Source organism: Herbaspirillum sp. GW822-FHT03A08 (assembly GCF_058801885.1).
In genome coordinates, this window is sequence record NZ_JBXANR010000005.1 from 317,690 (window position 1) to 337,757 (window position 20,068).

22 protein-coding genes are annotated in these 20,068 nt (G+C 60.5%); 13 read left to right on the forward strand and 9 right to left on the reverse strand.

Features of this window, described 5'->3' with window-relative positions; translation table 11 throughout:
- The first annotated feature begins 22 nt into the window (after positions 1–22).
- From cobJ to AC1RN6_RS17645, 9 genes are read left to right on the forward strand one after another with little or no spacing between them, the layout of a single operon-like run.
- The gene (gene cobJ, locus AC1RN6_RS17605; protein WP_493006738.1) at positions 23–1,600 is read left to right on the forward strand and encodes a precorrin-3B C(17)-methyltransferase; all 1,578 of its coding nucleotides are present in this window, start codon (positions 23–25) and stop codon (positions 1,598–1,600) included.
- Positions 1,597–2,736 carry a CobW family GTP-binding protein gene (locus tag AC1RN6_RS17610; protein ID WP_493006739.1) on the forward strand — a complete coding sequence of 380 codons (1,140 nt, stop codon included), beginning with the start codon at positions 1,597–1,599 and terminating at the stop codon, positions 2,734–2,736. Before cobJ ends, AC1RN6_RS17610 begins: the two co-directional genes overlap by 4 nt.
- 20 nt (positions 2,737–2,756) lie before the next feature.
- Positions 2,757–3,359, forward strand: a complete 603-nt coding sequence (cobO, locus tag AC1RN6_RS17615; protein WP_493006740.1) for a cob(I)yrinic acid a,c-diamide adenosyltransferase — start codon at positions 2,757–2,759, stop codon at positions 3,357–3,359.
- A gap of 2 nt (positions 3,360–3,361) precedes the next feature.
- Positions 3,362–4,726 (forward strand): cobyrinic acid a,c-diamide synthase CobB, encoded by a 1,365-nt coding sequence (locus tag AC1RN6_RS17620; RefSeq protein WP_493006741.1) that lies wholly within the window; start codon positions 3,362–3,364, stop codon positions 4,724–4,726.
- Positions 4,723–5,376, forward strand: coding sequence for a 5,6-dimethylbenzimidazole synthase (gene bluB, locus AC1RN6_RS17625; protein WP_493006742.1), 654 nt, complete (start codon positions 4,723–4,725; stop codon positions 5,374–5,376). The genes AC1RN6_RS17620 and bluB overlap by 4 nt, the downstream gene beginning before the upstream one ends.
- Positions 5,376–5,945 (forward strand): bifunctional adenosylcobinamide kinase/adenosylcobinamide-phosphate guanylyltransferase, encoded by a 570-nt coding sequence (cobU, locus tag AC1RN6_RS17630; protein ID WP_493006743.1) that lies wholly within the window; start codon positions 5,376–5,378, stop codon positions 5,943–5,945. The genes bluB and cobU overlap by 1 nt, the downstream gene beginning before the upstream one ends.
- Positions 5,942–6,928, forward strand: a complete 987-nt coding sequence (cbiB, locus tag AC1RN6_RS17635; protein WP_493006744.1) for an adenosylcobinamide-phosphate synthase CbiB — start codon at positions 5,942–5,944, stop codon at positions 6,926–6,928. The genes cobU and cbiB overlap by 4 nt, the downstream gene beginning before the upstream one ends.
- Complete coding sequence (gene cobD, locus AC1RN6_RS17640; protein ID WP_493006745.1) at positions 6,921–7,943, forward strand: threonine-phosphate decarboxylase CobD; 1,023 nt, start codon at positions 6,921–6,923, stop codon at positions 7,941–7,943. Before cbiB ends, cobD begins: the two co-directional genes overlap by 8 nt.
- Positions 7,940–9,409 (forward strand): cobyric acid synthase, encoded by a 1,470-nt coding sequence (locus AC1RN6_RS17645; protein ID WP_493006746.1) that lies wholly within the window; start codon positions 7,940–7,942, stop codon positions 9,407–9,409. The genes cobD and AC1RN6_RS17645 overlap by 4 nt, the downstream gene beginning before the upstream one ends.
- On the opposite strand, the gene AC1RN6_RS17650 is transcribed toward AC1RN6_RS17645, so the two are convergent.
- From AC1RN6_RS17650 to phnD, 7 genes are all read right to left on the reverse strand, one after another.
- Positions 9,406–9,795, reverse strand: a complete 390-nt coding sequence (locus tag AC1RN6_RS17650) for a hypothetical protein (protein WP_493006747.1) — start codon at positions 9,793–9,795, stop codon at positions 9,406–9,408. The two genes, AC1RN6_RS17645 and AC1RN6_RS17650, sit on opposite strands and share 4 nt — an antisense overlap.
- Before the next feature lie 167 nt (positions 9,796–9,962).
- Positions 9,963–10,163: a hypothetical protein gene (locus AC1RN6_RS17655; RefSeq protein WP_493006936.1), complete on the reverse strand. Its 201-nt coding sequence runs from the start codon at positions 10,161–10,163 to the stop codon at positions 9,963–9,965.
- Between the two features lie 108 nt (positions 10,164–10,271).
- Complete coding sequence (phnX, locus tag AC1RN6_RS17660; RefSeq protein WP_493006748.1) at positions 10,272–11,099, reverse strand: phosphonoacetaldehyde hydrolase; 828 nt, start codon at positions 11,097–11,099, stop codon at positions 10,272–10,274.
- Positions 11,100–11,247: 148 nt separating this feature from the next.
- Complete coding sequence (gene psrA / locus AC1RN6_RS17665) at positions 11,248–12,360, reverse strand: iron-containing alcohol dehydrogenase PsrA (RefSeq protein ID WP_493006750.1); 1,113 nt, start codon at positions 12,358–12,360, stop codon at positions 11,248–11,250.
- A 49-nt stretch (positions 12,361–12,409) separates the two neighbouring features.
- Complete coding sequence (gene phnE / locus AC1RN6_RS17670; RefSeq protein WP_493006751.1) at positions 12,410–13,261, reverse strand: phosphonate ABC transporter, permease protein PhnE; 852 nt, start codon at positions 13,259–13,261, stop codon at positions 12,410–12,412.
- A complete protein-coding gene (phnC, locus tag AC1RN6_RS17675; RefSeq protein WP_493006752.1) occupies positions 13,258–14,079 on the reverse strand; it encodes a phosphonate ABC transporter ATP-binding protein in 822 nt (273 codons plus the stop codon). The genes phnE and phnC overlap by 4 nt, the downstream gene beginning before the upstream one ends.
- Positions 14,076–14,948 carry a phosphonate ABC transporter substrate-binding protein gene (phnD, locus tag AC1RN6_RS17680; RefSeq protein ID WP_493006753.1) on the reverse strand — a complete coding sequence of 291 codons (873 nt, stop codon included), beginning with the start codon at positions 14,946–14,948 and terminating at the stop codon, positions 14,076–14,078. The genes phnC and phnD overlap by 4 nt, the downstream gene beginning before the upstream one ends.
- A gap of 155 nt (positions 14,949–15,103) precedes the next feature.
- On the opposite strand from phnD, the gene AC1RN6_RS17685 reads away from it, so the two are divergent.
- Positions 15,104–15,976: a LysR substrate-binding domain-containing protein gene (locus AC1RN6_RS17685; protein ID WP_493006754.1), complete on the forward strand. Its 873-nt coding sequence runs from the start codon at positions 15,104–15,106 to the stop codon at positions 15,974–15,976.
- Here AC1RN6_RS17685 and AC1RN6_RS17690 read toward each other — a convergent pair.
- A complete protein-coding gene (locus AC1RN6_RS17690) occupies positions 15,957–16,736 on the reverse strand; it encodes an alpha/beta fold hydrolase (protein WP_493006755.1) in 780 nt (259 codons plus the stop codon). The genes AC1RN6_RS17685 and AC1RN6_RS17690 overlap by 20 nt on opposite strands.
- Before the next feature lie 167 nt (positions 16,737–16,903).
- Here AC1RN6_RS17690 and AC1RN6_RS17695 point away from each other — a divergent pair, with 167 nt between their 5' ends.
- Positions 16,904–17,110, forward strand: coding sequence for a hypothetical protein (locus tag AC1RN6_RS17695; RefSeq protein WP_050478113.1), 207 nt, complete (start codon positions 16,904–16,906; stop codon positions 17,108–17,110).
- A gap of 96 nt (positions 17,111–17,206) precedes the next feature.
- Here AC1RN6_RS17695 and AC1RN6_RS17700 read toward each other — a convergent pair whose 3' ends face one another.
- The gene (locus AC1RN6_RS17700) at positions 17,207–17,740 is read right to left on the reverse strand and encodes a hypothetical protein (protein ID WP_493006756.1); all 534 of its coding nucleotides are present in this window, start codon (positions 17,738–17,740) and stop codon (positions 17,207–17,209) included.
- A gap of 172 nt (positions 17,741–17,912) precedes the next feature.
- Between AC1RN6_RS17700 and AC1RN6_RS17705 the strand changes: the two genes are divergently transcribed.
- Positions 17,913–18,551, forward strand: coding sequence for a CYTH domain-containing protein (locus AC1RN6_RS17705; RefSeq protein ID WP_493006757.1), 639 nt, complete (start codon positions 17,913–17,915; stop codon positions 18,549–18,551).
- A gap of 147 nt (positions 18,552–18,698) precedes the next feature.
- Positions 18,699–20,030: an MFS transporter gene (locus AC1RN6_RS17710; RefSeq protein ID WP_493006758.1), complete on the forward strand. Its 1,332-nt coding sequence runs from the start codon at positions 18,699–18,701 to the stop codon at positions 20,028–20,030.
- Positions 20,031–20,068 lie beyond the last annotated feature (38 nt).

Here is a 20,068-nt window from a genome sequence, read left to right on the forward strand (position 1 = left end):
GAATCAAAGAGAAAGCAGTTTTATGAGTGGAGTTTTAAACCTGGTATCGGTCGGTCCCGGCTTTGGCGATCTGATCGTGCCGCGCGCCATTGCCGCCTTGCGCGACAGCAACGTCATCGTGGCCTACGAGTTGTATCTGCGCTGGATCGCCTCGCATATCGAAGGCAAGCAGATCTTCACACCGCCGCTGACGCAAGAGCGTGAGCGCGCCTTGCTGGCGATCGACAAAGCCCGCAGCGGCGAGAAGGTCGCGCTGATTTCCAGCGGCGATATCGGCATCTATGCCATGGCGGCGCTGGCCTTCGATGAAATGAAAGAAGACGACGACTATCAGGTCAACGTCATCCCCGGCGTGACTTCGGCCAACGCTTGCGCATCCTTGCTGGGATCGCCGCTGTCGCACGATTTCGCTACGCTGAGCCTTTCGAATCTGCTGTGCCCGTGGGAGTGGATCGAAAGCCGCGCGCGCCATATCGCCCAGGCCGATCTGGCCTGCGTGCTGTACAACGTGCAAAGCGCCGGCCGCCAGGAAGGCGTCTATCGCATCCTCAAACTGATGCTGGAATCGAAGGCGCCGCATACGCTGTGCGGCGTGGTGAAAAACGCTTATCGTCCCGGCCAGGAAGTCAGCATCCATCGTCTCGATGAGTTGCCGTCGCTGCAATTCGACATGCTCACCAGCATCGTCATCGGCAATCGTTTCACCCAGCGCAAGCGCGGCTACATGTTCACGCCGCGCGGCTACAACGACTGGCATGACGAATCGGCAGTCGCGGCAGAAGAACCGGCATTGCCGTCACAGGCGGTGTGGGTCTTTGCCGGCACCAGCGATGGCAACGCACTGGCCAGACAACTGGCTGGACAAGGCCATCAGGTAGTCGTCTCGACCGCCACCGAATACGGCGGCGAGCTGGCCTTGCAGGATTGCCCGGGCGTCACGGTCTGGGCCGGCCGCCAGGGCGTGGAAGCGCGCAAGCAAGCCTTGCTGCGCCACGAAGCGCGCGTGCTGGTCGATGCCACGCATCCGTATGCGACGCTGATGTCGCAGCAATTGATGAGCTTGTCGCAGAGCCTGGGCGTTCCTTATCTGCGTTATGAACGTCCGAGCAGCATCGTCGACGCTGCTGGGGACGCGCTTGTCTGTGACTCGATGGAGCAGGCGGCAGAACAGGCGATGGCAAAGGGTGAGCGCATCTTCCTCGCCACTGGTTCGAAAGATATCGCAGTCTTCCTGCAAGCACCCGGAGCGGACAAGAAACAATGGTTCGTGCGCGTCACGGCCGAACCGGAATTCATCCAGCGCGCCATCGATGTCGGTATCCCGCGCAGCCGTATCTGCGCCATGCAGGGACCGTTTTCGCAGGGCTTCAATCAGGCTTTGTGGAACGACTGGAACATCGATTGCGTGGTGACCAAGGACTCCGGCGATGCCGGCGGTTATCGCGCCAAGGCGGATGCGGCGAAGGCCTTGAATATTCCATTGCTGACAGTACGCCGTCCGGCCTTGGATTATCCGGTGCAGGCGGGTAGTCTGGAGCAGGCCTTGGAGCAGGTGCAGGCGTTGTTGCGTGGGCAGCAGCAAGAAAGCAAACACGCATGACGCAAGCGCAGCCTATCCCCGTCACCATCGTCACCGGCTTCCTCGGCGCCGGCAAGACGACTTTGCTGCGCAGTCTGGTGCAACGTCGCCAGACGCGTCGGCTGGCATTGCTGATCAATGAGTTCGGCGAAGCGACGATCGATGGCGACCTGATGCGGGCGGTAAGCAACGGCGATGACGACGTGGAGCAGGTGCGCATCCATGATTTCTCTTACGGCCTGATCGCTTACGGCGACGATGATCGTTTTGTGCCGACCATGCTGGCGTTGGCCGCGCGTCGCGCTCAAGTCGATCATGTGCTGATCGAAACTTCCGGCCTGGCCTTGCCCACAGCGGTGATGGAAAGCCTGCAGACGCCTGAGCTGGCGGCGCATTTCATCCTCGATGCCACGCTGGCGGTGGTGGATACGCCTTTGCTGCTGGACGGCAGGTTCGCACAAGGAAGCAACACGGACAACGCCATTGCCGACATGTTCGGACGGCAACTGGAATATGCCGACGTCGTGGTGCTCAACAAGATCGACGACCTGGGCGAAGAACAATTGCTGGATGCCGAGCAGCGGGTACGTTCGTGCGCGCCCAATGTGCGCTTCCTTGAACTGGCTTACAAGGCGCAGCTCGACATCCGCCTGGCGCTGGGCTTGCGGCTGCATCAGCCGACTTTGCAGGCGCATCAGCACACCTACACGCATGTGCGCATGCCCGGCGTTGACGCCAGCGTGCTGGCAGATCAGGCGCGGCTTAACGGCCATGCGCATTCCGGTCTGGGTGCGCACAGTCACGGGCTGGCGACGCACAAGCATTTTCACGAACAGGATCCGGGCTGGCTGTCGTTTACGCTGCGCAGCCAGTCGCCGCAGCCGGCGGACAAACTGAAGCAGGCGATTGCCGCGGCTGCGAAATCGGAGCCCATCCTGCGCACCAAAGGTTTCGTCCGCACGCTCGAAGGCAAACGGCCGCAACTGGTGCAAGGCGTGCGCACGCGTGTGACGATTAATACGGATACGGCTGCAAATGAAACTGCTCATGCAGCAGCTCAAACCGATAAATCCGAGCTGGTCTTCATCGGCTATCACCCAAGCCGCAGCAAGGTCGCAGCCTTGCTTTCCGAGCTGACTGGTACACACTGGAAGTAAAACAGAGAGACAAGAATTCTATGAAAACCGATCCCGAATCGCATAAGCGCATGACCCAGCGTCACAAGGAAGGCTTCGAGAAAAAGAAGGCTGCCGCGCAAAAGGAAAAAGGCTTGCTGATCGTCAATACCGGCACCGGCAAGGGCAAGTCCAGCGCGGCCTTCGGCATGGGCATGCGTATCCTCGGCCATGGCATGAAGCTGGGCGTAGTGCAGTTCATCAAGGGCGCCTTGTACAGCGCCGAGCGCGATTTTCTCGGCGGCCACGCCAATTGCGATTTCCATGTGGTCGGTTCCGGCTACACCTGGGATACGCAAGACCGCGACGCCGACATGAAGACCGCCGCCCACGGCTGGGCCGAAGCAGTGCGCATGATCAAGGATCCGTCTTACGACATGGTGATCCTCGACGAGATGAACATCGTACTCAAGTATCAATACCTCGATCTGCAGGAAGTACTCGATGTGTTCGCCGCGCGCCGCGAGATGCTGCACATCGTCGTTACCGGCCGCCACGCGCCCGATGCGCTGATCGAGCAGGCCGATCTGGTGAGCGAAATGCGGCCGCTCAAGCATCCCTACAAGGAACAAGGCATCAAGGCGCAAAAGGGCGTGGAGTTCTGATCATGTCCGCCTTGCCTTCCGTCAACTGCCCGGCGTTGTTCATCAGCGCACCCGGCTCCAATCACGGCAAGACCACCGTGACGGCCGCGCTGGCGCGCTGGCATCGCGATCAGGGACGCAAGGTGAGGGTGTTCAAGACCGGGCCGGATTTCCTTGATCCGACCATCCTTGAACGCGCCAGCGGCAACACCGTGTACCAGCTTGATCTGTGGCTGATGGGCGCTGTTGAATGCCGGCGTCTGCTGCACGAAGCGGCGCAGGATGCCGACCTGATCCTGATCGAAGGCGTGATGGGCTTGTTCGATGGAGAACCGTGCAGCGCCGATCTGGCGGAGCTGTTCAAACTGCCGGTAGTTGCTGTGGTCGATGTCGCCGGGGTAGCGCAGACTCTGGGGGCCATTGCCTATGGTCTGGCGCATTACCGGCCCGGTTTTCCCCTGATCGGCGTGCTGGCGAATGGCGTTGCCAGCCCTCGCCATGAAGAAATGCTGCGCCAGGGTATGCCGCACGGCGTCGACTATCTCGGCAGCATGCCGCGCAATCTGCAATTCAAATTGCCGGAACGTCACCTCGGCCTGGTGCCGGCGGCGGAAGTCGCTGATCTTGATCAGCGTATCGCCGCTGCGGCAGCGGCCATCGGCCTGACTGAATTGTCTGAACTATCGCGCTTGCCCGCGCCGGTGGAGTTTGCCGCCATTGATCCGCAAGACCATCCGCCGGCGCCGCCATTGTTGCAAGGGCAGCGCATTGCGATTGCACGGGATGCGGCATTCTCTTTCATCTATCCCGGCAATCTGGATCTGCTGCGGCAACTGGGCGCTCAACTGACTTACTTTTCGCCGCTGCGCGATGCGCGCCTGCCGCCAGCGGACAGCGTCTATCTGCCGGGCGGCTATCCGGAATTGCACCTGCAGGAATTGCAAAACAACGCCGCCATGAAGCAGGCCTTGCACGATCATTGCGCCGCCGGCAAGCCTTTGTATGCGGAATGCGGCGGCCTGCTGTACCTGCTCGAAAGCCTGACCGACAAGAACGGCGCCCGCGCGCGCATGCTGGGCATCCTGCCCGGACGCGCGGTCATGCAGCGCCGCTTGCAGGGCTTGGGTTATCAGACTATTCCATTTGCTGAAGGCGCCTTGCGCTGCCATACCTTTCACTATTCGACCACCGTGACGGCAATGGCGGCAGCCTTTACCGGCGAGCGCCTGTACGACACATCGGCAGGAGAGCGGGTGTATCGTCTGCACGGGGTGACGGCGACTTATCTGCACGCTTGCTTTGCCTCGTCGCCACAAGCAACGGCGGCGCTGTTTACCGGAAAAATCGCGATGCCGGAGCCAGCGGGTGATGAGGACGCGCCGGCATGAGCCATCGCTACAGCCAGAGCGACATCGACGCCGTCTATCGCGTCATCGCCGAGCGGCGCGACATCCGGCATTTCTTGCCCGATCCGGTGGATGCGGACTTGTTGCAACGCCTGCTGCAGGCGGCGCATCTCGGCCCTAGCGTCGGTTTCATGCAGCCGTGGCGCTTCATCCGTGTCGCAGATCGCAGCAGGCGGGACGCGATTCATGCGCTGGTGGAGCAGGAACGCATCCTGACGGCGCAGGCGCTGGACGAGCGCGAAGACGAATTCATGCGCCTGAAAGTGGAAGGCATCCGCGAGTGCGGCGAAGTGCTGGTGGCGGCCTTGATGGAAGGTCGCGAGCGCCATGTATTCGGCCGCCGCACCTTGCCGGAGATGGACCTGGCGTCGGTCGCCTGCGCTATCCAGAACATGTGGCTGGCGGCGCGCGCTGAAGGCATCGGCATGGGCTGGGTGTCGCTGTTCGATGCGGACAAGCTGGCGGCCTTGCTGGAGATGCCCGAAGGCGCGAAGCCGGTGGCGGTGATCTGCCTCGGCCATGTCAAAGAATTTTATGCGCGTCCGATGCTGGAGCAGGAAGGCTGGGCGGCGCGCCAGTCGCTGGACGATCTGGTTTATCGCGATGCCTGGGGAATCAAGGAAGAAAAATAATGAATCAGCGTACTTTGGTATTCGGCGGCGCGCGCTCGGGTAAAAGCGCGCAGGCGGAACGGCTGGCGGCGGCTAGCAGCAAACCGGTCATCTACGTCGCCACGGCTGCCGTCGGCGACGACGAGATGGCGGCGCGCATTGCCTTGCACCGGCAGCAGCGCAGCGCGCAATACGCACATTGGGATACCGTAGAGGAACAGCGCGCACTAGGCGATGCTATCGCGCGCCACAGCATGCCGGACAACGTAGTGCTGGTCGATTGCCTGACGGTGTGGCTGTCCAATCTGCTATTCAGCGAGCACAAGGAATATCCCGAGATCGGCCGGATTGAAGCGCCGGCGCTTTTTGCTGCCGAACGTGAACGTTTCCTGTCGGCCCTGTCGCAGGCCAAAGGCGAGGTCGTGCTGGTGTCCAACGAAGTCGGCATGGGCATCGTGCCGCAGGGGGCCATCTCGCGCTGGTTCGTGGATGAAGCAGGGCGATTGAATCAGGCCGTCGCGGCGATCTGTGAACGCGTGCAGTTTGTCGCCGCCGGGTTGCCGCTGGAACTCAAGGGGCACGGGGCATGATCGGTTTCGACATGACGCTGCTGGCATTGCTGATGGTGGCCGGGGTGGCGCTGGACTGGCTGCTCGGCGAAATATCGCGCTGGCATCCGCTGGTCGGCTTCGGACGCTATGTGCAATGGCTGGAGCGTCGCATGAATCGCCGGCCGGGAAGCTATGCCCGTGGCGCGCTGGCGTGGTCATTGGCGGTGTTGCCGCTGGTGGCGTTGTCGGTCTGGATCACGATCTTGCTGGCGCGGCAAGCTTTCTGGCTGGCTGCGGTGTGGCATGTGGTGCTGCTGTATTTTTGCATCGGATTGCGCAGCCTGCGCGATCACGTGATGCCGATTGCGCAGGCCCTGAAAAACGGAGACCTGACTGCAGCGCGCAACCTGACCGGGCGCATCGTCAGTCGCGATACCACGCAATCGCAGGAAACCGATCTGGCCAAGGCCGCAGTCGAGTCATTGCTGGAAAACGGCAACGACGCCGTGTTCGGCACCTTGTTCTGGTTTGCCATGGCCGGCGGTCCGGGCGCCTTGCTGTTTCGCCTGGCTAATACGCTGGATGCCATGTGGGGCTATCGCACTTCGCGCTTTCTCGCTTTCGGCTGCGTTGCCGCGCGTATCGATGACGGCCTGAACTGGATTCCGGCGCGGCTGACCGCGTGGTCGTATGCACTACTGGGCAACTGGCGGCAGGCGCGGACATGCTGGCGCACGCAGGCTCCGGCATGGAGCAGTCCAAATGCCGGGCCTGTCATGTCGTCCGGCGCAGGAGCATTGGGATTGGCTTTAGGCGGTGCGGCGATCTATGACGGCGAAGTGGAGCAGCGTCCGCCGCTGGGCATGGGGCGCGACGCTGTCGCCGATGACATCGTACGTGCGTGGAAGCTGGTGTCGCGCACGGCACTGCTGTGGCTGACTGTGATGTTGACGATATCGATGCTGATGACGATGTTCTATACGGCTTATGCCAGTTTGACGATGGGAGGTACCCATGCTTGAGCATGGCGGCAACCTCAATGATGCAGTGGTGCGCTATGGCATCGCGCGTGCCGGCTGGCTGGATCTGTCCACCGGCATCAATCCGAATGGTTATCCGGCGCCCGTGCTGCGCGCCGATGCCTGGCATCGCCTGCCGGAATCCAGCGATGCGCTGGTCGCGGCGGCATGTGCTTACTACGGCGCACCGCGCATGCTGGCGGCGGCCGGTACACAGGCGGCGATACAGGCTTTGCCGCAGCTCAGGTTGCGTGAAAAGGGCGTGTCGCGCGTGGTCGTGGCTGCGCCGGCATATGCCGAGCATGCGCATCGCTGGCAGCAAGCCGGGCATGCCATGCGTGAAGTCGACTATGGGGACTTGCCGGCGGCGCTGGATGCCTGCGACGTGATGGTGGTCTGCAATCCGAATAACCCGACCGGTGCGCGCGTCGCGCCGGACATCTTGCTAGGCTGGGCACAGCAACTGGCGTCACGCGGCGGCTGGCTAGTGGTCGACGAAGCCTTCGGCGACACCACGCCGGACCTGAGCGTAGCCGGACAAACGGGCGTGCAGCCTGGACTGATCGTGTTGCGTTCAGTCGGAAAATTTTTTGGTCTCGCAGGTGTGCGACTCGGTTTTGTCGCTGCACAAGATGCAGTGCTGGAGCGTTTGCAGGAATGGCTGGGACCATGGGCCGTCAGCGGCCCGGCGCAAGAGATCGGTATCGCGGCGCTGTGCGACCGCGATTGGCAACGCGCCACCCGGGCACGCCTTGTGGCGGATGGCGAGCGCTTGCACAAGCTGCTGGCCGACATCGGCATACAATCCGGCGGCAGCGCAATGTATCAGTGGTGGGCAGAGCAAGACGCGGCCGGATTTCACTACTGGATGGCGCGGCAGGGGATCTGGGTCCGTTTGTTCACACGCGGCGCCGGCGGCATAAGGCTGGGCCTGCCGCCGGACGAAGCCGGCTGGCGGCGTTTGCAGACGGCATTGCAAGGCTGGAGCCAATACAAAAACTCGGAGCGTGCCGCATGAGCCGGCTTCCTGTCCTTCCTTTCCATACATTGATGGTGCAGGGAACCACCTCGGACGCCGGCAAGAGCACGGTGGTCGCTGCCCTGTGCCGACTGCTGGTGCGCCAGGGCGTCAAGGTCGCCCCGTTCAAACCGCAGAACATGGCGCTTAACAGCGCCGTCACCAGCGACGGCGGCGAGATCGGCCGGGCCCAGGCTTTGCAGGCGCAGGCCGCGCGCATCGCGCCGCACACCGACATGAACCCGGTACTGCTGAAGCCGTCGAGCGATACCGGTGCGCAAGTGATCGTGCACGGCAAGGTACGCGCCGACATGAACGCACGCGACTACCACCGCTACAAGACCAGCGCCATGGCAGCCGTGCTGGAGTCCTACCACCGGCTGCGCGGGCAATACGACGCCGTGCTGGTGGAAGGCGCCGGCAGCCCGGCGGAAATCAACCTGCGCGCACGCGATATCGCCAACATGGGTTTTGCCGAAGCCGTCGATTGCCCGGTGATTCTGGTGGCCGACATCGACCGCGGCGGCGTGTTTGCGCATCTGGTAGGCACGCTCGATTGCTTGTCCGAGAGCGAGCGCAAGCGCATCGTCGGCTTCGTCATCAATCGTTTTCGCGGCGACATCAGTCTGTTGCAGCCTGGACTGGACTGGCTGGAAGAACGCACCGGCAAACCGGTGCTGGCGGTACTGCCTTATCTGCACGGCTTGCATCTGGATGCCGAGGACGCCGTTGCGTCAACCCAGAGCGCCAGAGGAAAATTTCGCGTGGTGGTGCCGGTCTTGCCGCGTATCAGCAACCACACCGACTTCGACGCCTTGCGCGCGCATCCGGATGTGGACCTCCAATTTATCGGGCCGGGCCAGCCGATTCCCCCCGCCGATCTGGTCATCCTGCCGGGCAGCAAGAATACGCGCAACGACCTCGCCTGGCTCAAACAGCAAGGCTGGCCGGACGCGATCAGGAAGCACCTGCGCTACGGCGGCAAGCTGATCGGCATTTGCGGCGGCTTTCAGATGCTGGGCAAGAGTGTGGACGATCCGCATGGCGTGGAAGGCGCGCCGGGCAGCATGGACGGGTTGGATCTGCTGGCGATGCGTACCGAGCTGACGCAGCAGAAACAGTTGCTGCAAGTCTCAGGCCGATGCGCGTTCAGTGAAGAGGCGGCCGGCGTCACCGGTTACGAAATTCACATGGGCGTGTCGGCGGGTGATGCCATGCAGCATCCTGCGTTCCATATCGATGGCCGTCCTGAAGGCGCACGGTCGGAGGACGATCAGATTCTGGGAAGTTATCTGCATGGCATGTTCGACACGCCGCAGGCATTTTCAGCCTTGCTGGCGTGGGCCGGTCTGGGCGGCGCCGATGCGATCGATCTGGATCAGTTGCGCGAACAAAGTCTGGAACGCGTTGCCGACGCTACGCAGCCTCTGTTTGATGCTTTGCTGAAAGTCGACTACCGCGCTTAGCGGAAAGCGCCGAGGACGTCGTAACCGATATTGCTGTTGGCGGCGTCGGTTTGTTTCTTTGCGGATTTCCCCGCAGCGGCATCGTCGCGCCATATACCGGGATGGAAGTGCCAGCCATCGGCATAGTGTTCCCAGCCTGGCGCAACATAGCTCTGGCCGGGGCGGGACAGCTCCCAATGTCCGGCGCACCAGACAAACCAGTTGTTGACGAATTTCCAGTAGCCTGGACTCCAGATGACGCCGTCGCGTTCGCTCGGCGCGGCCTCTTGCTTCGCCGGGGGCGGAGGCATGGTGGCGATGAGTGTGGAATCCTGGGATGGGTCGGGGATGGCGGCCGGTTTTTTGCCGGCCAGGATGGCGGAGACGCAGAGACGGAAAGTCAGCATGATGGTCTTTCAGAGCTTTGGGCAGGACGATGATGCACTGTAGTCCCATCGCCGCCGAAAGCCATCCGCCGAATTCATTTGTTACACCTGTCCTACAGTTCATTACTTGCCGGACAAATTTTGTTACAGCACCGGCGTGCTTTCAGCAAAAGTTGCTTCGCTGTTATTCAGTTGAGCGCCTCCTTGGCGGCTTCTTCCGGTGTCAGGCCGTCGTAGAACAGATCGGTAAACCATTCCACTTCTTCTTCGATGTGTTCTTGTGCCTGCTCCAGCGTGGCACCGCCTTTGACCAGAAATTTTTCCACTTCGGTGCACCATTGGATCAGGGCTTCGGTTTCCGGATCCAGCTTCTCTTCTTTCTTGGGCATGATTGTTTCCTTGTTCATGTGACGAGTTCGTGCTGGCAGCATAAGCGAAAAATGCCGGGCCTGCTTGCTTAGCCGTCTTAGCCGCCTGCACTTACCTGATCTACATGCTCAAGGACGTTCGCCGGCCTTCAGGCGTTCTGCAATCAGTTCCACCACGCCAGGCAGATCGGCGACGGAGTCAATCACGTAATGTGCGCCGGCGTCGCGCAGGCGCATTTCCGCCAGCGTCTTGAGAGCCGTGATTTCTTCCGGCGACAGTTGCGCCAGTTCAGCCTTGGTGCAGCCGACTTCATTGCCGGACAAGGACAGGCCGACAGTCCACATGCCGGCATTGATGCCTTCTTCGATGCCGGGCGTGGTGTCGTCGACCTTGATGCAGGCGGCGACGTTGCTGATCTTTAACGCCAGCATGTTGGCCAACGCCATGTATGGGCCCGGGCGTCCACCTGCGGGCAACTCATCGCCGGCGATGACGTGGTCGGGCGTGATGCCTTCGGCTGCGGCCAGCGGCAGCAGCACGTCGAGCACCTGACGCGGATAGCCGGAGCACGAGCCGATCTTCAGACCTTGCTGGCGCAGCCACGCGAGTGTCTGTTGCACGCCGTCGATCGGTTGCGAGTACTCACCGACCTTGGCGATCTGCATGGGCATGAAGCGTGCATAGATAGCGTCGACGTCGGCATCGCTCGGCAGGCTGCCGTGACGTTCTTTCCATTGCCGCGCGATCTCCGCATTGTCAAGCAGGGTGCGGATGTGCTGCCACTTGGACAGGCCCATCGGACCTCGCGCCTGCTTGAGCGAGATGTTTATGTCGAAGCTCTTGAAGGCATCGACGAAAATCTGCGTCGGCGCCAGCGAGCCGAAGTCGACCAGCGTGCCGGCCCAGTCGAAGATGACGGCCTGGAGCTCTCTGGGAGCAGTGCTTGTACGAGGCATGGATATTCCTTTCTGATTGACGGGTAAGCGGCGCTTCTCAACTGTCGTCGTCCTGACGAAAGTCAGGACCCAGCGCCGTATTGGGGTTGTCACGACACTGGCTCCCAGCGTGCGCTGGGACGACGATGAAACTGAACGGACAGAGGACTTAACTGGACGGCATGAGGACGGTCCTCGCGGTGTTTGCGGCGATGAAATTGCGTCCGCGCGGACCTTGCAACGCGCGTTGCACCAGCGCATCCCAGGCGTCGGCAACGCCGTAATGCGCCGGGTCGGTGCTGACACCCAGGCGTTCAAGGAAGCGGGACAGATTGTTGACCGCTTGCTGCGCATCGGCGGCATCGAAAATCTGCAGCAGCAGCGCATCGACATCGGCCGCGTTGCCGAAGGCCAGCGCCATGACGTGCGGCAGCGAGAACGAGCAGGCGATGCCGTGGGTGACGCCGTGATGCAGCGTGATGTCGTAAGACAGCGAATGCGCCAGCGCGGTCTTGGTGTTGGAAAACGCCAGACCTGCTTGCAGCGCGGCAATTGCCATGCGCTCGCGCAGCTGCAGGTCACGCGGATGTTGCAGCAGCGCGGGAAGCGTGTCGACGATGCTGCGTGCAGCCGTGGCGGCCAGGCTGGCGGAGACCGGATTGCGATTCACGTTCCAGATCGATTCCAGTGCATGCGAAAGCGCGTCGAGTCCGCTGGCCAGCGTCATGTCCTGCGGCAGGCTCAGCATCAGTTGCGGATCGATGATGGCAGCTTGCGGCCAGGTCCAGTCCTGATGCAGGGAATATTTATTGCCTGCGGCGGCGTCCCAGATGGTGGCCCATGGCGTGACTTCGCTGCCGGTGCCGGCGGTAGTCGGAATGGCGATCAATGTCTTGGCGCCGTCGCCGGACAGCGTCGTACCGTCACGTAGGTGCGAGAGCAATTCATCGAAGCAGCCGGAAGGCGTCTTGCTCAGCATGGCCTTGGCGCAGTCGATCACGCTGCCGCCGCCGAAGGCGACGATGCAGTCGACGTCGGCGTATTCGCGCCACACGCGCTCATACATGGCGGCGAGCCAGCTGACGTCGGGGTTCGGTTGCACGGCGTTTTCGATGCCGGCCAGTTGTGTGCCGAGCAATTCGGCGATGCGTGTTTCCATCCCGAGCGCGGCGGCCTGGGGGAAGGTGATCAGCAGGGCGCGCCTGCCGTTCAACAATTTCGGCAATTGTGCAATGCTGCCGCTACCGGCTTGTACTGCAACCGGGTTGTGATAATTCCACATGAAATTCTTTACTAAAAATGTGACTAAATAAAAGATGAATGCGGCTGAATTAATGCACCTTGCCGTCCTGGATCATCTGGCGCAGGCGGCTGGAGATGGTGTCGGCGACCACTACCATCAGCGTGACGACCACGATGCAGGTTGCGGTGTCCTGATACTTGAACAGCTTCAGGCTGTTGACCAGTTCGAAACCGAGGCCGCCGGCGCCGACCATGCCGAGCACGGTGGCCTGGCGCAGGTTGACTTCAAAGCGGTACAGCACGGTGGCGATCCAGGCCGTAATGACTTGCGGCAAGACGCCGAAGACGATCACCTGCAGCGGACGGGCGCCGGTAGCGCGCAGGGCTTCCAGCGGACCGTCGTCGATTTCTTCTATGCTTTCGGCGAAGAACTTGCCGACCATGCCGACACCATGCAGCGCCAGCGCCAGCACGCCGGGGAACGGGCCCAGACCGACGGCGGAGACGAACACCAGCGCCAGGATCAGTTCATTAATGCTGCGCGTGACATTGAGCATCTGGCGCACGGCCTGATAGACGACACGGTTGCGATTAAGGTTGCGCGCCGCGAGGAAGGATACGGGAATGGCGACGATGACGCCGAGCAGCGTGCCCCAGATGGCGATCTGCACGGTCTCGATGGCAGGACCGACGAGGTTGCCGAGGATCTTCCAGTTGGGAGGGAATGAGCGGCTGAGGAAGTCGCCGATTTGCGGCAGGCCGTTGGCCAGTTCGCTCCAGCTCAATTGGGTGCCTTGTGCGCTCCACGCCAGAACGAAAGCAACTGCGGCGACGGCCGCAATACACAGCAGCCAGGAGCGCAATGTCAACGGACGGGCGCCGGTCCAGACATAGTCGTGGTAGCTGGCGCGGTCCATTTCGGTTTGCATGGGCATGCTCATGACAGGGCTCCTTCCAGCACCATTTCATTGGTTTGGTTTGCGGGGCGAATCGGATTGTGCAATTCGTCCTGCGCCTTGACCTGGTCGAGGCCGGAGTAAATCAGATTGAGGTGCGAATCGCGCAGTTCGTCGCCGCGGCCATCGAACACCAGCTTGCCGCCCGACAAACCGACGATGCGATCGCCGAATTCACGGGCGTAGTCCACCTGATGCAGGTTGCAGACCACGGTGATGCCGAGTTCGCGGCAGGCGGCGCGCAGGTATTGCAGCACCAGGCGCGAGGTTTTCGGATCGAGACTGGCGACCGGTTCGTCGGCCAGGATGACTTGCGGACGCTGTGCCAGAGCGCGGGCAATGCCCACGCGCTGACGCTGGCCGCCGGAGAGCGCATCGGTGCGCTGTTCCGCCTTGTGTTCCAGCTCGACGCGGCGCAGGCAATCCATCGCCAGCGCGATGTCCTGACGGCTGAACAATTGCAGCACCGAGCTGAGCGTCGAGGTCTGGCCGAGCCGGCCGGTCAGTACGTTTTTCAATACCGACAGGCGCGGCACGACATTGTGATGCTGAAAAATCATGGCCACTTGCTGGCGCAACTTGCGGACGTTGCCGTTGCGCGCATCGGTGGCATCGAATCCGGCCGCCACCAACTCGCCGGAAGTCGGTGTCGCCAAACCGTTGATACAGCGCAGCAAGGTCGACTTGCCGGCGCCGGACGGTCCCAGCACGACCAGGAATTCTCCGGGAGCGACATCGAGGTCGATGCCGCGCAGCACGGCGTTGCTGCCGTATTGCTTGGTGAGCGAACGGATCTTGATCATTTCATTGCCTTGAGGTCGAGATTGAGGATCTTGGCGGTGTCGCGCACGACGTTGTAGGCAGCGTCGTTGGTCGGTACGAAACCGTTCAACACGCCCTGATCGCCCCATTCGACGTTCTTGATGTTGGCGAAAGCGGTGGCGATCTTCTTCTTCAGTTCAGGATCGAGATCCTTGCGCCAGACCATCGGCGACTCAGGGATGTCCGGCGACGTCCAGACGATATTGAAATCGGCTTGCTTGACCACGCCCTTGGCGACGGCGGCAGCGAAAATGCGGTCGGCGACAGCGGCGGCGTCAACCTTCTTGTTGGCCACGGCCAGGATGCTGGCGTCGTGCGAGCCGGAGAAGATCACGCGCGAGAAATACTTGCTTGGCTCGATGCCTTGCTTTTGCAGGCCGGCGGTCGGGAACAGATGGCCTGATGCCGACGACGGATCGACAAAAGCCATGGTGTGGCCCTTGAGTTGCGGCACGGTTTCGATGCCGCTGTCCTTGCGTACGATGATCAGGCTCTTGTAGGAGCTTTTGCCGGTCTTCTTGGTTTCCGCCACGGAGAAGGCTTCGACGTTGGCGATCGAGGTTGCCAGCACATAGGAAAACGGGCCGAGGTAGGCGACGTCCAGCTTCTTCGAGCGCAGTGCTTCGATGATGCCGTTGTAGTCGGTAGCAATGAATGGCTTGACTGGCATGCCTAGCTGTTCTTGCAGGCTGTCGATGACCTTCTTGCTGTTTTCCAGCATGGCTTGAGAATCTTCAGCCGGGATCAGGCCGACGGTTAATGGCTGAGGCTGGGCAGCAAATGCGGAACTTGCGGAAATCAGGCTAAGGCACAAGGCCAAAGGGCGGAAAAGGGCGGAGAGACGTTTCATGATGCTCCTGGCGGTGGTGAGTGAGGTCCATTCCGCCAAGTAACAAATAGCGGAACGGGCTTGTGTTCATGACCGACAGATTAAGCACCTATTGTGACCGCTTTATTATCGATATAATCAGGAGATTGACGATTACCTATTGATGGAATCTATAGATGACGCCTTCGCAACTCCGCGCTTTCCTCGCCGTCGCCCGTAATCGCGGCTTCAGCGCCGCTGCCCGCACGCTGGGCGTGAGCCAACCGACGCTGACTTCGCAGGTGCAGGCGCTTGAGCGGCAGCACAATGTCGAGCTGTTTTACCGCCGCGGCCGCCGTCTCGACCTGACTGATACTGGTCAGCGCCTCTTGCCGATCGCACAAAAAATCGCCGAGCTGGAGCTGGATGCCTACAACCTGCTGTACAACTCGGGTGTGCTCAATGTCGGCCATCTGAAGATCGGTGCGGTGGGGCCTTTCCACGTGATCGAGATGGTGGACGCTTATCGCCGCAAATTTCCCAATGTGGAATTGTCGATCCGCATGGGCAATTCGGCGGAGACCATGGCCGATCTGGAGAATTACGTCACCGACGTTGCCGTACTGGCCAGCTTCAACGACGATCCGCGTTTTATCGCGGTGCCGTATGCCGATCACGCGATCGTGGTGTTTGCCCATGTGGACCATCCGTTTGCCAAACGCGATTCGATCAGTTTGCAGGACCTGCACGGGCAGCCGATGGTGATGCGCGAACAGGGATCAACCACGCGGCTGGCGCTGGAGAAGGTCTTGAAGGAAGCCGATGTCATGCCGCGCGTGGTGATGGAAATCGGTAGCCGCGAAGCTTTACGTGAAGCCGTGGCGCGAGGGATCGGTTTGGGGGCGGTGTCGGAGGCGGAGTTTGTGCCCGATCCTCGTTTCAAATTGCTGCCGATTGAGGGAAATCCGGTCAGCACGCATACCTACATTTACTGCCTGGCGGATCGCAAGGATAGCCGGCTGGTGGCGTCGTTCCTGCAGCAGGTTTCTGCTATGCCAGCGACTGAATAAAGGTATTCATCAATTCCAGGACGGTCGCCGTTTGTTCCTGATGCGGCGTATGGCCGCATTGTTCCAGTAATTGCATGCGAGCGCGGGGAGTAGCTGCGACGATGGCATCGACCTGGCGACGCGTGCCGTACTGGTCGTCGATGCCTTGCAATATCAGCGCAGGGCAGGCGATGGACGGCAACTCATCTTCGATATTCCACTTTGCAAAATCCGGCGTGAGCCAGGTGTCCGACCATGCCTTGAATATCTGCTCGGTCTTGCCGCCGTGATATTTGCTCAGGCCGCGCAGCTTGCCGTCGGCATAGGCCTGCCCGGCGACGCGGATGCCGTCGAGAGTGATGGTTTCGACAAAGACATGCGCCGCTTCAGTGATGATGCCGAGCAAGCCCGCCGGTTGTTGTGCTGCGTGCAACAAAGCAATGCTGCCGCCGTCGGAATGGCCGACGAGAATGTACGGCTGATGTGCAGGCAAGGCCTGCGCGAGAACCTGAGGCAATTCGTCGAGTGCATAACGATGCAAATAATCTGTTGCACGCTCATGCTGCAATGCATCGGAAAGGCCGTAGCCGAGGCGGTCATACAGCAGTCCGGGGCAACCCGTCATCTCGCACAAACGGCGCGGAAAATCCTTCCACATTGCAGCGCAACCTAAACCTTCGTGCAGGAAGACCAGGCAGGGCTTTTGAGCTTGTCCCTCGATCAATTCGTAGTAGATATTCTGTTGTCCGCCAACGGCAAGATCGATGCTGAAAAGGGGCATGGAAGAAAGTGGCATCTGTGATGAGATGCGCTAGTTTTCCACGTTTTCATGCTTCCGTGCGAGGCCGCGCGCAAAAGAAAGTGAAACAAGCCGAAATCTTTGTCCCGCTCAAAAATAAATCTGCTATCTTTATATCCGGTACTGACCTGAACACAAAGGAGACACGTATGGATTTGGTTGAGAAATTCGACGCTAAAGGCAAGACAGGAGCCGCCTACCACGTAGAGGTGTATCAGACGCCCATTGAAGAGGCGGACAAGTCTGCACCGGAAGGTCTCAAGACCTACAAACTGAACGATGGCCGGGCGCTCGATCCTTTATCGGACGCCAAATTCAAGATCGTCCAGACCGGAGAAAAAATCTATCGCGTGTGATGCGGTGTCGTCAGACATAACGTCAGAAGCGCACAAACTTAAACGGCAGACATCGCGTCTGCCGTTTTTATTTATAGCATTTCAACCGGTGACTGATTAGCCGCCGCTGGCCGGCTTGCGATAGCCGCCTTCCACCCAGCGTTCGGCGCTGGCCGCACTCAGTTTGAAATTCGGCGCAACCTGCACCTTGGCCAGCAATTCGCCGGCTTCGTCCCATGCTTTCAGATCGGCATAAGGAAAATCATCGTCGGGCACGATATCCAGCGTTACCTTGATGCTGCCTTCGGCGCTGTCAACGGTGATGTTCTTGTGCAATTGTGAGTGGAGTTGCTGCTCGCTGCGGCGGCGGAATTCCGATGCGGTTTTGACCAGCGTGTTGAAGGCCGGCTTGTCCATCGGCTTGGGATTCTTCTTGTCGCGCCCCATGGTCCAGGGGCCGATCAGTGTCGGTTCGCGTTCGCCTTCGCGCGTCATCTCAACCGCCCAGCCGTCATCGTCGTCGTTCTTGATGATGCGCGCGGTCCAGCCTTCGTCACGCCACAGGCGTGGTTCATGGATGACGTCGGAAGCGTCGGTGGTCAGATCGTCGGCGTCGGAGGTATCTGGTGTATCGGGGGAGATGTCGGACATGGATTGCAATAAAGGTGGAACAAGGTCCGCCATGATAGTGGAATATGCCCCCCAGCGCTCATTCGCGGCTCGCTCAGCGTTCATGCGGCATGATGCAGAACGATACAAAATTGTCATCCATGTAACAGGCGTGTCATGAAATCCGGTCGCAATTGCGGTTAAACTCGCGGCCATGGAAATCGAACTCAAACTATCCATCGCCCCAGGCGATGTCGACGCCTTTCACCAATTACCGCTGCTGAAAGAATATTCCTCCGGCACTCCTAAAGTGCAGGAGTTGTTCAGCATCTATGTCGATACGCCGGGACTGCACCTGAAGCAGCATCGTTCGGCCTTGCGCGTGCGCAAAGTCGGCGATAGCTGGCTGCAGACCTACAAGGGCGGTGGCCGCGTTGAGGCGGGACTGCATCAGCGCCATGAATGGGAGTGCGAGGTTTCCGGCCCGGAAATCAACCTGGACGACCTGCTGCCGCTGGTCGATAACCCGTCCGCACGCGAAGCGCTGGAAATCTCGGGTCTGGCGGAGCAATTGCGGGAAGTCTTCACCACCAGCTTCCAGCGCACCATCTGGATGTTGCATCTGCCGCAGGATACGGTTGTCGAACTGGCGCTGGATCAAGGTTTCGTGGCGGCGGGCGACGATTGCGTGCCGCTGAGCGAGATCGAGCTGGAGCTCAAATCCGGACAGACCGATGTCCTGCTGGCGTTTTCGCAGACGCTGAGACAGGCAATCAAGCTCGAGCCCAGCAACATCAGCAAGGCGCAGCGGGGTTTTGCACTGCGCTTTCCCGAGGCCGACAGTTCGTTGTAACGTTTTCGCTCAACAATCCTTCCCGACATTTGCTTGATGTCTTTTCCGGCAGTGGCATGGATGCTGCTTGCCGGAAGAGGACAGCCATGCGTGCACCGGTCTGGTGCGTAGCGGTCTTGTCAGCATTAATTCCGTCTGGGGGGAAACATGAATACCATTGCAGCAACCGCGCCGATCCCGGCCGCCGGCAGCGTCGAAGAACGCGACGTCACATTTCGCCGCATCGTCTGGCGCATCATTCCTTTTGTTACCCTGATCTGGTTCCTGGCCTGGGTTGACCGCGTCAACGTCGGTTTCGCCAAACTGACCATGATGAGCGACCTGGCCTGGTCCGACGCCGTTTATGGCGCCGGTGCGGGAATCTTCTTCATCGGCTATTTCATCTTTGAAGTGCCGAGCAATCTGGCGCTGCAAAAGTTCGGCGCACGCAAAACCATCATGCGCATCACCATCGGCTGGGGTATCACCTGCGTCCTGATGGCCTGGGTGCAGACGTCCACACAGTTCTACATCCTGCGTTTTCTGATGGGCGCTTTCGAAGCCGGTCTGCAACCCGGCGTGATTCTGTATCTGACCTACTGGCTGCCGACGCATCGGCGCGGCAAGGCGCTGGGCATATTCGTCTCGGCCTCGGCGGTATCGCTGGTGCTGGGTAGCCCGCTGGCGGCGTACATCATGGAGCTGTCGCAAGGCCTCGGCGGTTTCAAGGGCTGGCAGTGGCTGTTCATCATCGAGGGGATCCCATCGATCGTGGCCGGGCTGGCAGCGTACTTTTTACTGACTGACCGTCCACGTGACGCCAAATGGCTCAGCGACCGCGAAAAGGCACATGTCGAAACCGAGTTGTCCGCCGAAGACCAGGCGCTGGGGCCGCGTGAACACAGCTTCTTCGCCTCGCTGCGCAGCGCGCGCATGTGGGCATTGATTGCGGTGTTTTTCTGCATTATTGCCGGCAACGCGACGCTGGTCTATTACGGACCGAGTCTGGTGAAGGAAGTAGGCTTTACCGACATCAAGACTCTGGGCTGGGTCATGGGCGGGATTTATTGCTGCGGATGGTTCGGCATGCTGCTCAACGGCTACCTGTCGGATCGCAACAAGGAGGTGCGCATTCATACCGCCGTCGCTGCGGCCATCGGCGCGACCGGCTTGTTGCTGGCAGCTTATTTTCTGGGGCAGAAGAGCGCGGGTGGCGTCGTCTTTGCGCTGGCGCTGTCGTCGGCCGGCACCATGGGTGCGATTCCGGTGTTCTGGCAGTTGCCCGGGCGCTTCCTGTCCGGTACGGCAATCGTGGTGGGGCTGGCGGTGATCAATTCAGTGGCGAATCTGTCGGGCTACTTTTCGCCGCAATTGCTGGGTTACCTGAAGACCACCACCGGGCAATACGGGAAGGGCCTGACCACCATCGCCATTGTTGAATTCATGGCGACGGTGATGATCTTTGCGTTTATCAGCAAGACATCTAAAGTGGAAAAATAAGACTGCAAAAATAAGACTGCCTGAGCGTTTTGCTGTCA

Coding starts and splice junctions, on each gene's coding strand:
- cobJ (WP_493006738.1), top strand. CDS start 23: ATGAGTGGAGTTTTAAACCTGGTATCGGTCGGTCCCGGCTTTGGCGAT.
- AC1RN6_RS17610 (WP_493006739.1), top strand. CDS start 1,597: ATGACGCAAGCGCAGCCTATCCCCGTCACCATCGTCACCGGCTTCCTC.
- cobO (WP_493006740.1), top strand. CDS start 2,757: ATGAAAACCGATCCCGAATCGCATAAGCGCATGACCCAGCGTCACAAG.
- AC1RN6_RS17620 (WP_493006741.1), top strand. CDS start 3,362: ATGTCCGCCTTGCCTTCCGTCAACTGCCCGGCGTTGTTCATCAGCGCA.
- bluB (WP_493006742.1), top strand. CDS start 4,723: ATGAGCCATCGCTACAGCCAGAGCGACATCGACGCCGTCTATCGCGTC.
- cobU (WP_493006743.1), top strand. CDS start 5,376: ATGAATCAGCGTACTTTGGTATTCGGCGGCGCGCGCTCGGGTAAAAGC.
- cbiB (WP_493006744.1), top strand. CDS start 5,942: ATGATCGGTTTCGACATGACGCTGCTGGCATTGCTGATGGTGGCCGGG.
- cobD (WP_493006745.1), top strand. CDS start 6,921: ATGCTTGAGCATGGCGGCAACCTCAATGATGCAGTGGTGCGCTATGGC.
- AC1RN6_RS17645 (WP_493006746.1), top strand. CDS start 7,940: ATGAGCCGGCTTCCTGTCCTTCCTTTCCATACATTGATGGTGCAGGGA.
- AC1RN6_RS17650 (WP_493006747.1), bottom strand. CDS start 9,795: ATGCTGACTTTCCGTCTCTGCGTCTCCGCCATCCTGGCCGGCAAAAAA.
- AC1RN6_RS17655 (WP_493006936.1), bottom strand. CDS start 10,163: ATGCCCAAGAAAGAAGAGAAGCTGGATCCGGAAACCGAAGCCCTGATC.
- phnX (WP_493006748.1), bottom strand. CDS start 11,099: ATGCCTCGTACAAGCACTGCTCCCAGAGAGCTCCAGGCCGTCATCTTC.
- psrA (WP_493006750.1), bottom strand. CDS start 12,360: ATGTGGAATTATCACAACCCGGTTGCAGTACAAGCCGGTAGCGGCAGC.
- phnE (WP_493006751.1), bottom strand. CDS start 13,261: ATGAGCATGCCCATGCAAACCGAAATGGACCGCGCCAGCTACCACGAC.
- phnC (WP_493006752.1), bottom strand. CDS start 14,079: ATGATCAAGATCCGTTCGCTCACCAAGCAATACGGCAGCAACGCCGTG.
- phnD (WP_493006753.1), bottom strand. CDS start 14,948: ATGAAACGTCTCTCCGCCCTTTTCCGCCCTTTGGCCTTGTGCCTTAGC.
- AC1RN6_RS17685 (WP_493006754.1), top strand. CDS start 15,104: ATGACGCCTTCGCAACTCCGCGCTTTCCTCGCCGTCGCCCGTAATCGC.
- AC1RN6_RS17690 (WP_493006755.1), bottom strand. CDS start 16,736: ATGCCCCTTTTCAGCATCGATCTTGCCGTTGGCGGACAACAGAATATC.
- AC1RN6_RS17695 (WP_050478113.1), top strand. CDS start 16,904: ATGGATTTGGTTGAGAAATTCGACGCTAAAGGCAAGACAGGAGCCGCC.
- AC1RN6_RS17700 (WP_493006756.1), bottom strand. CDS start 17,740: ATGTCCGACATCTCCCCCGATACACCAGATACCTCCGACGCCGACGAT.
- AC1RN6_RS17705 (WP_493006757.1), top strand. CDS start 17,913: ATGGAAATCGAACTCAAACTATCCATCGCCCCAGGCGATGTCGACGCC.
- AC1RN6_RS17710 (WP_493006758.1), top strand. CDS start 18,699: ATGAATACCATTGCAGCAACCGCGCCGATCCCGGCCGCCGGCAGCGTC.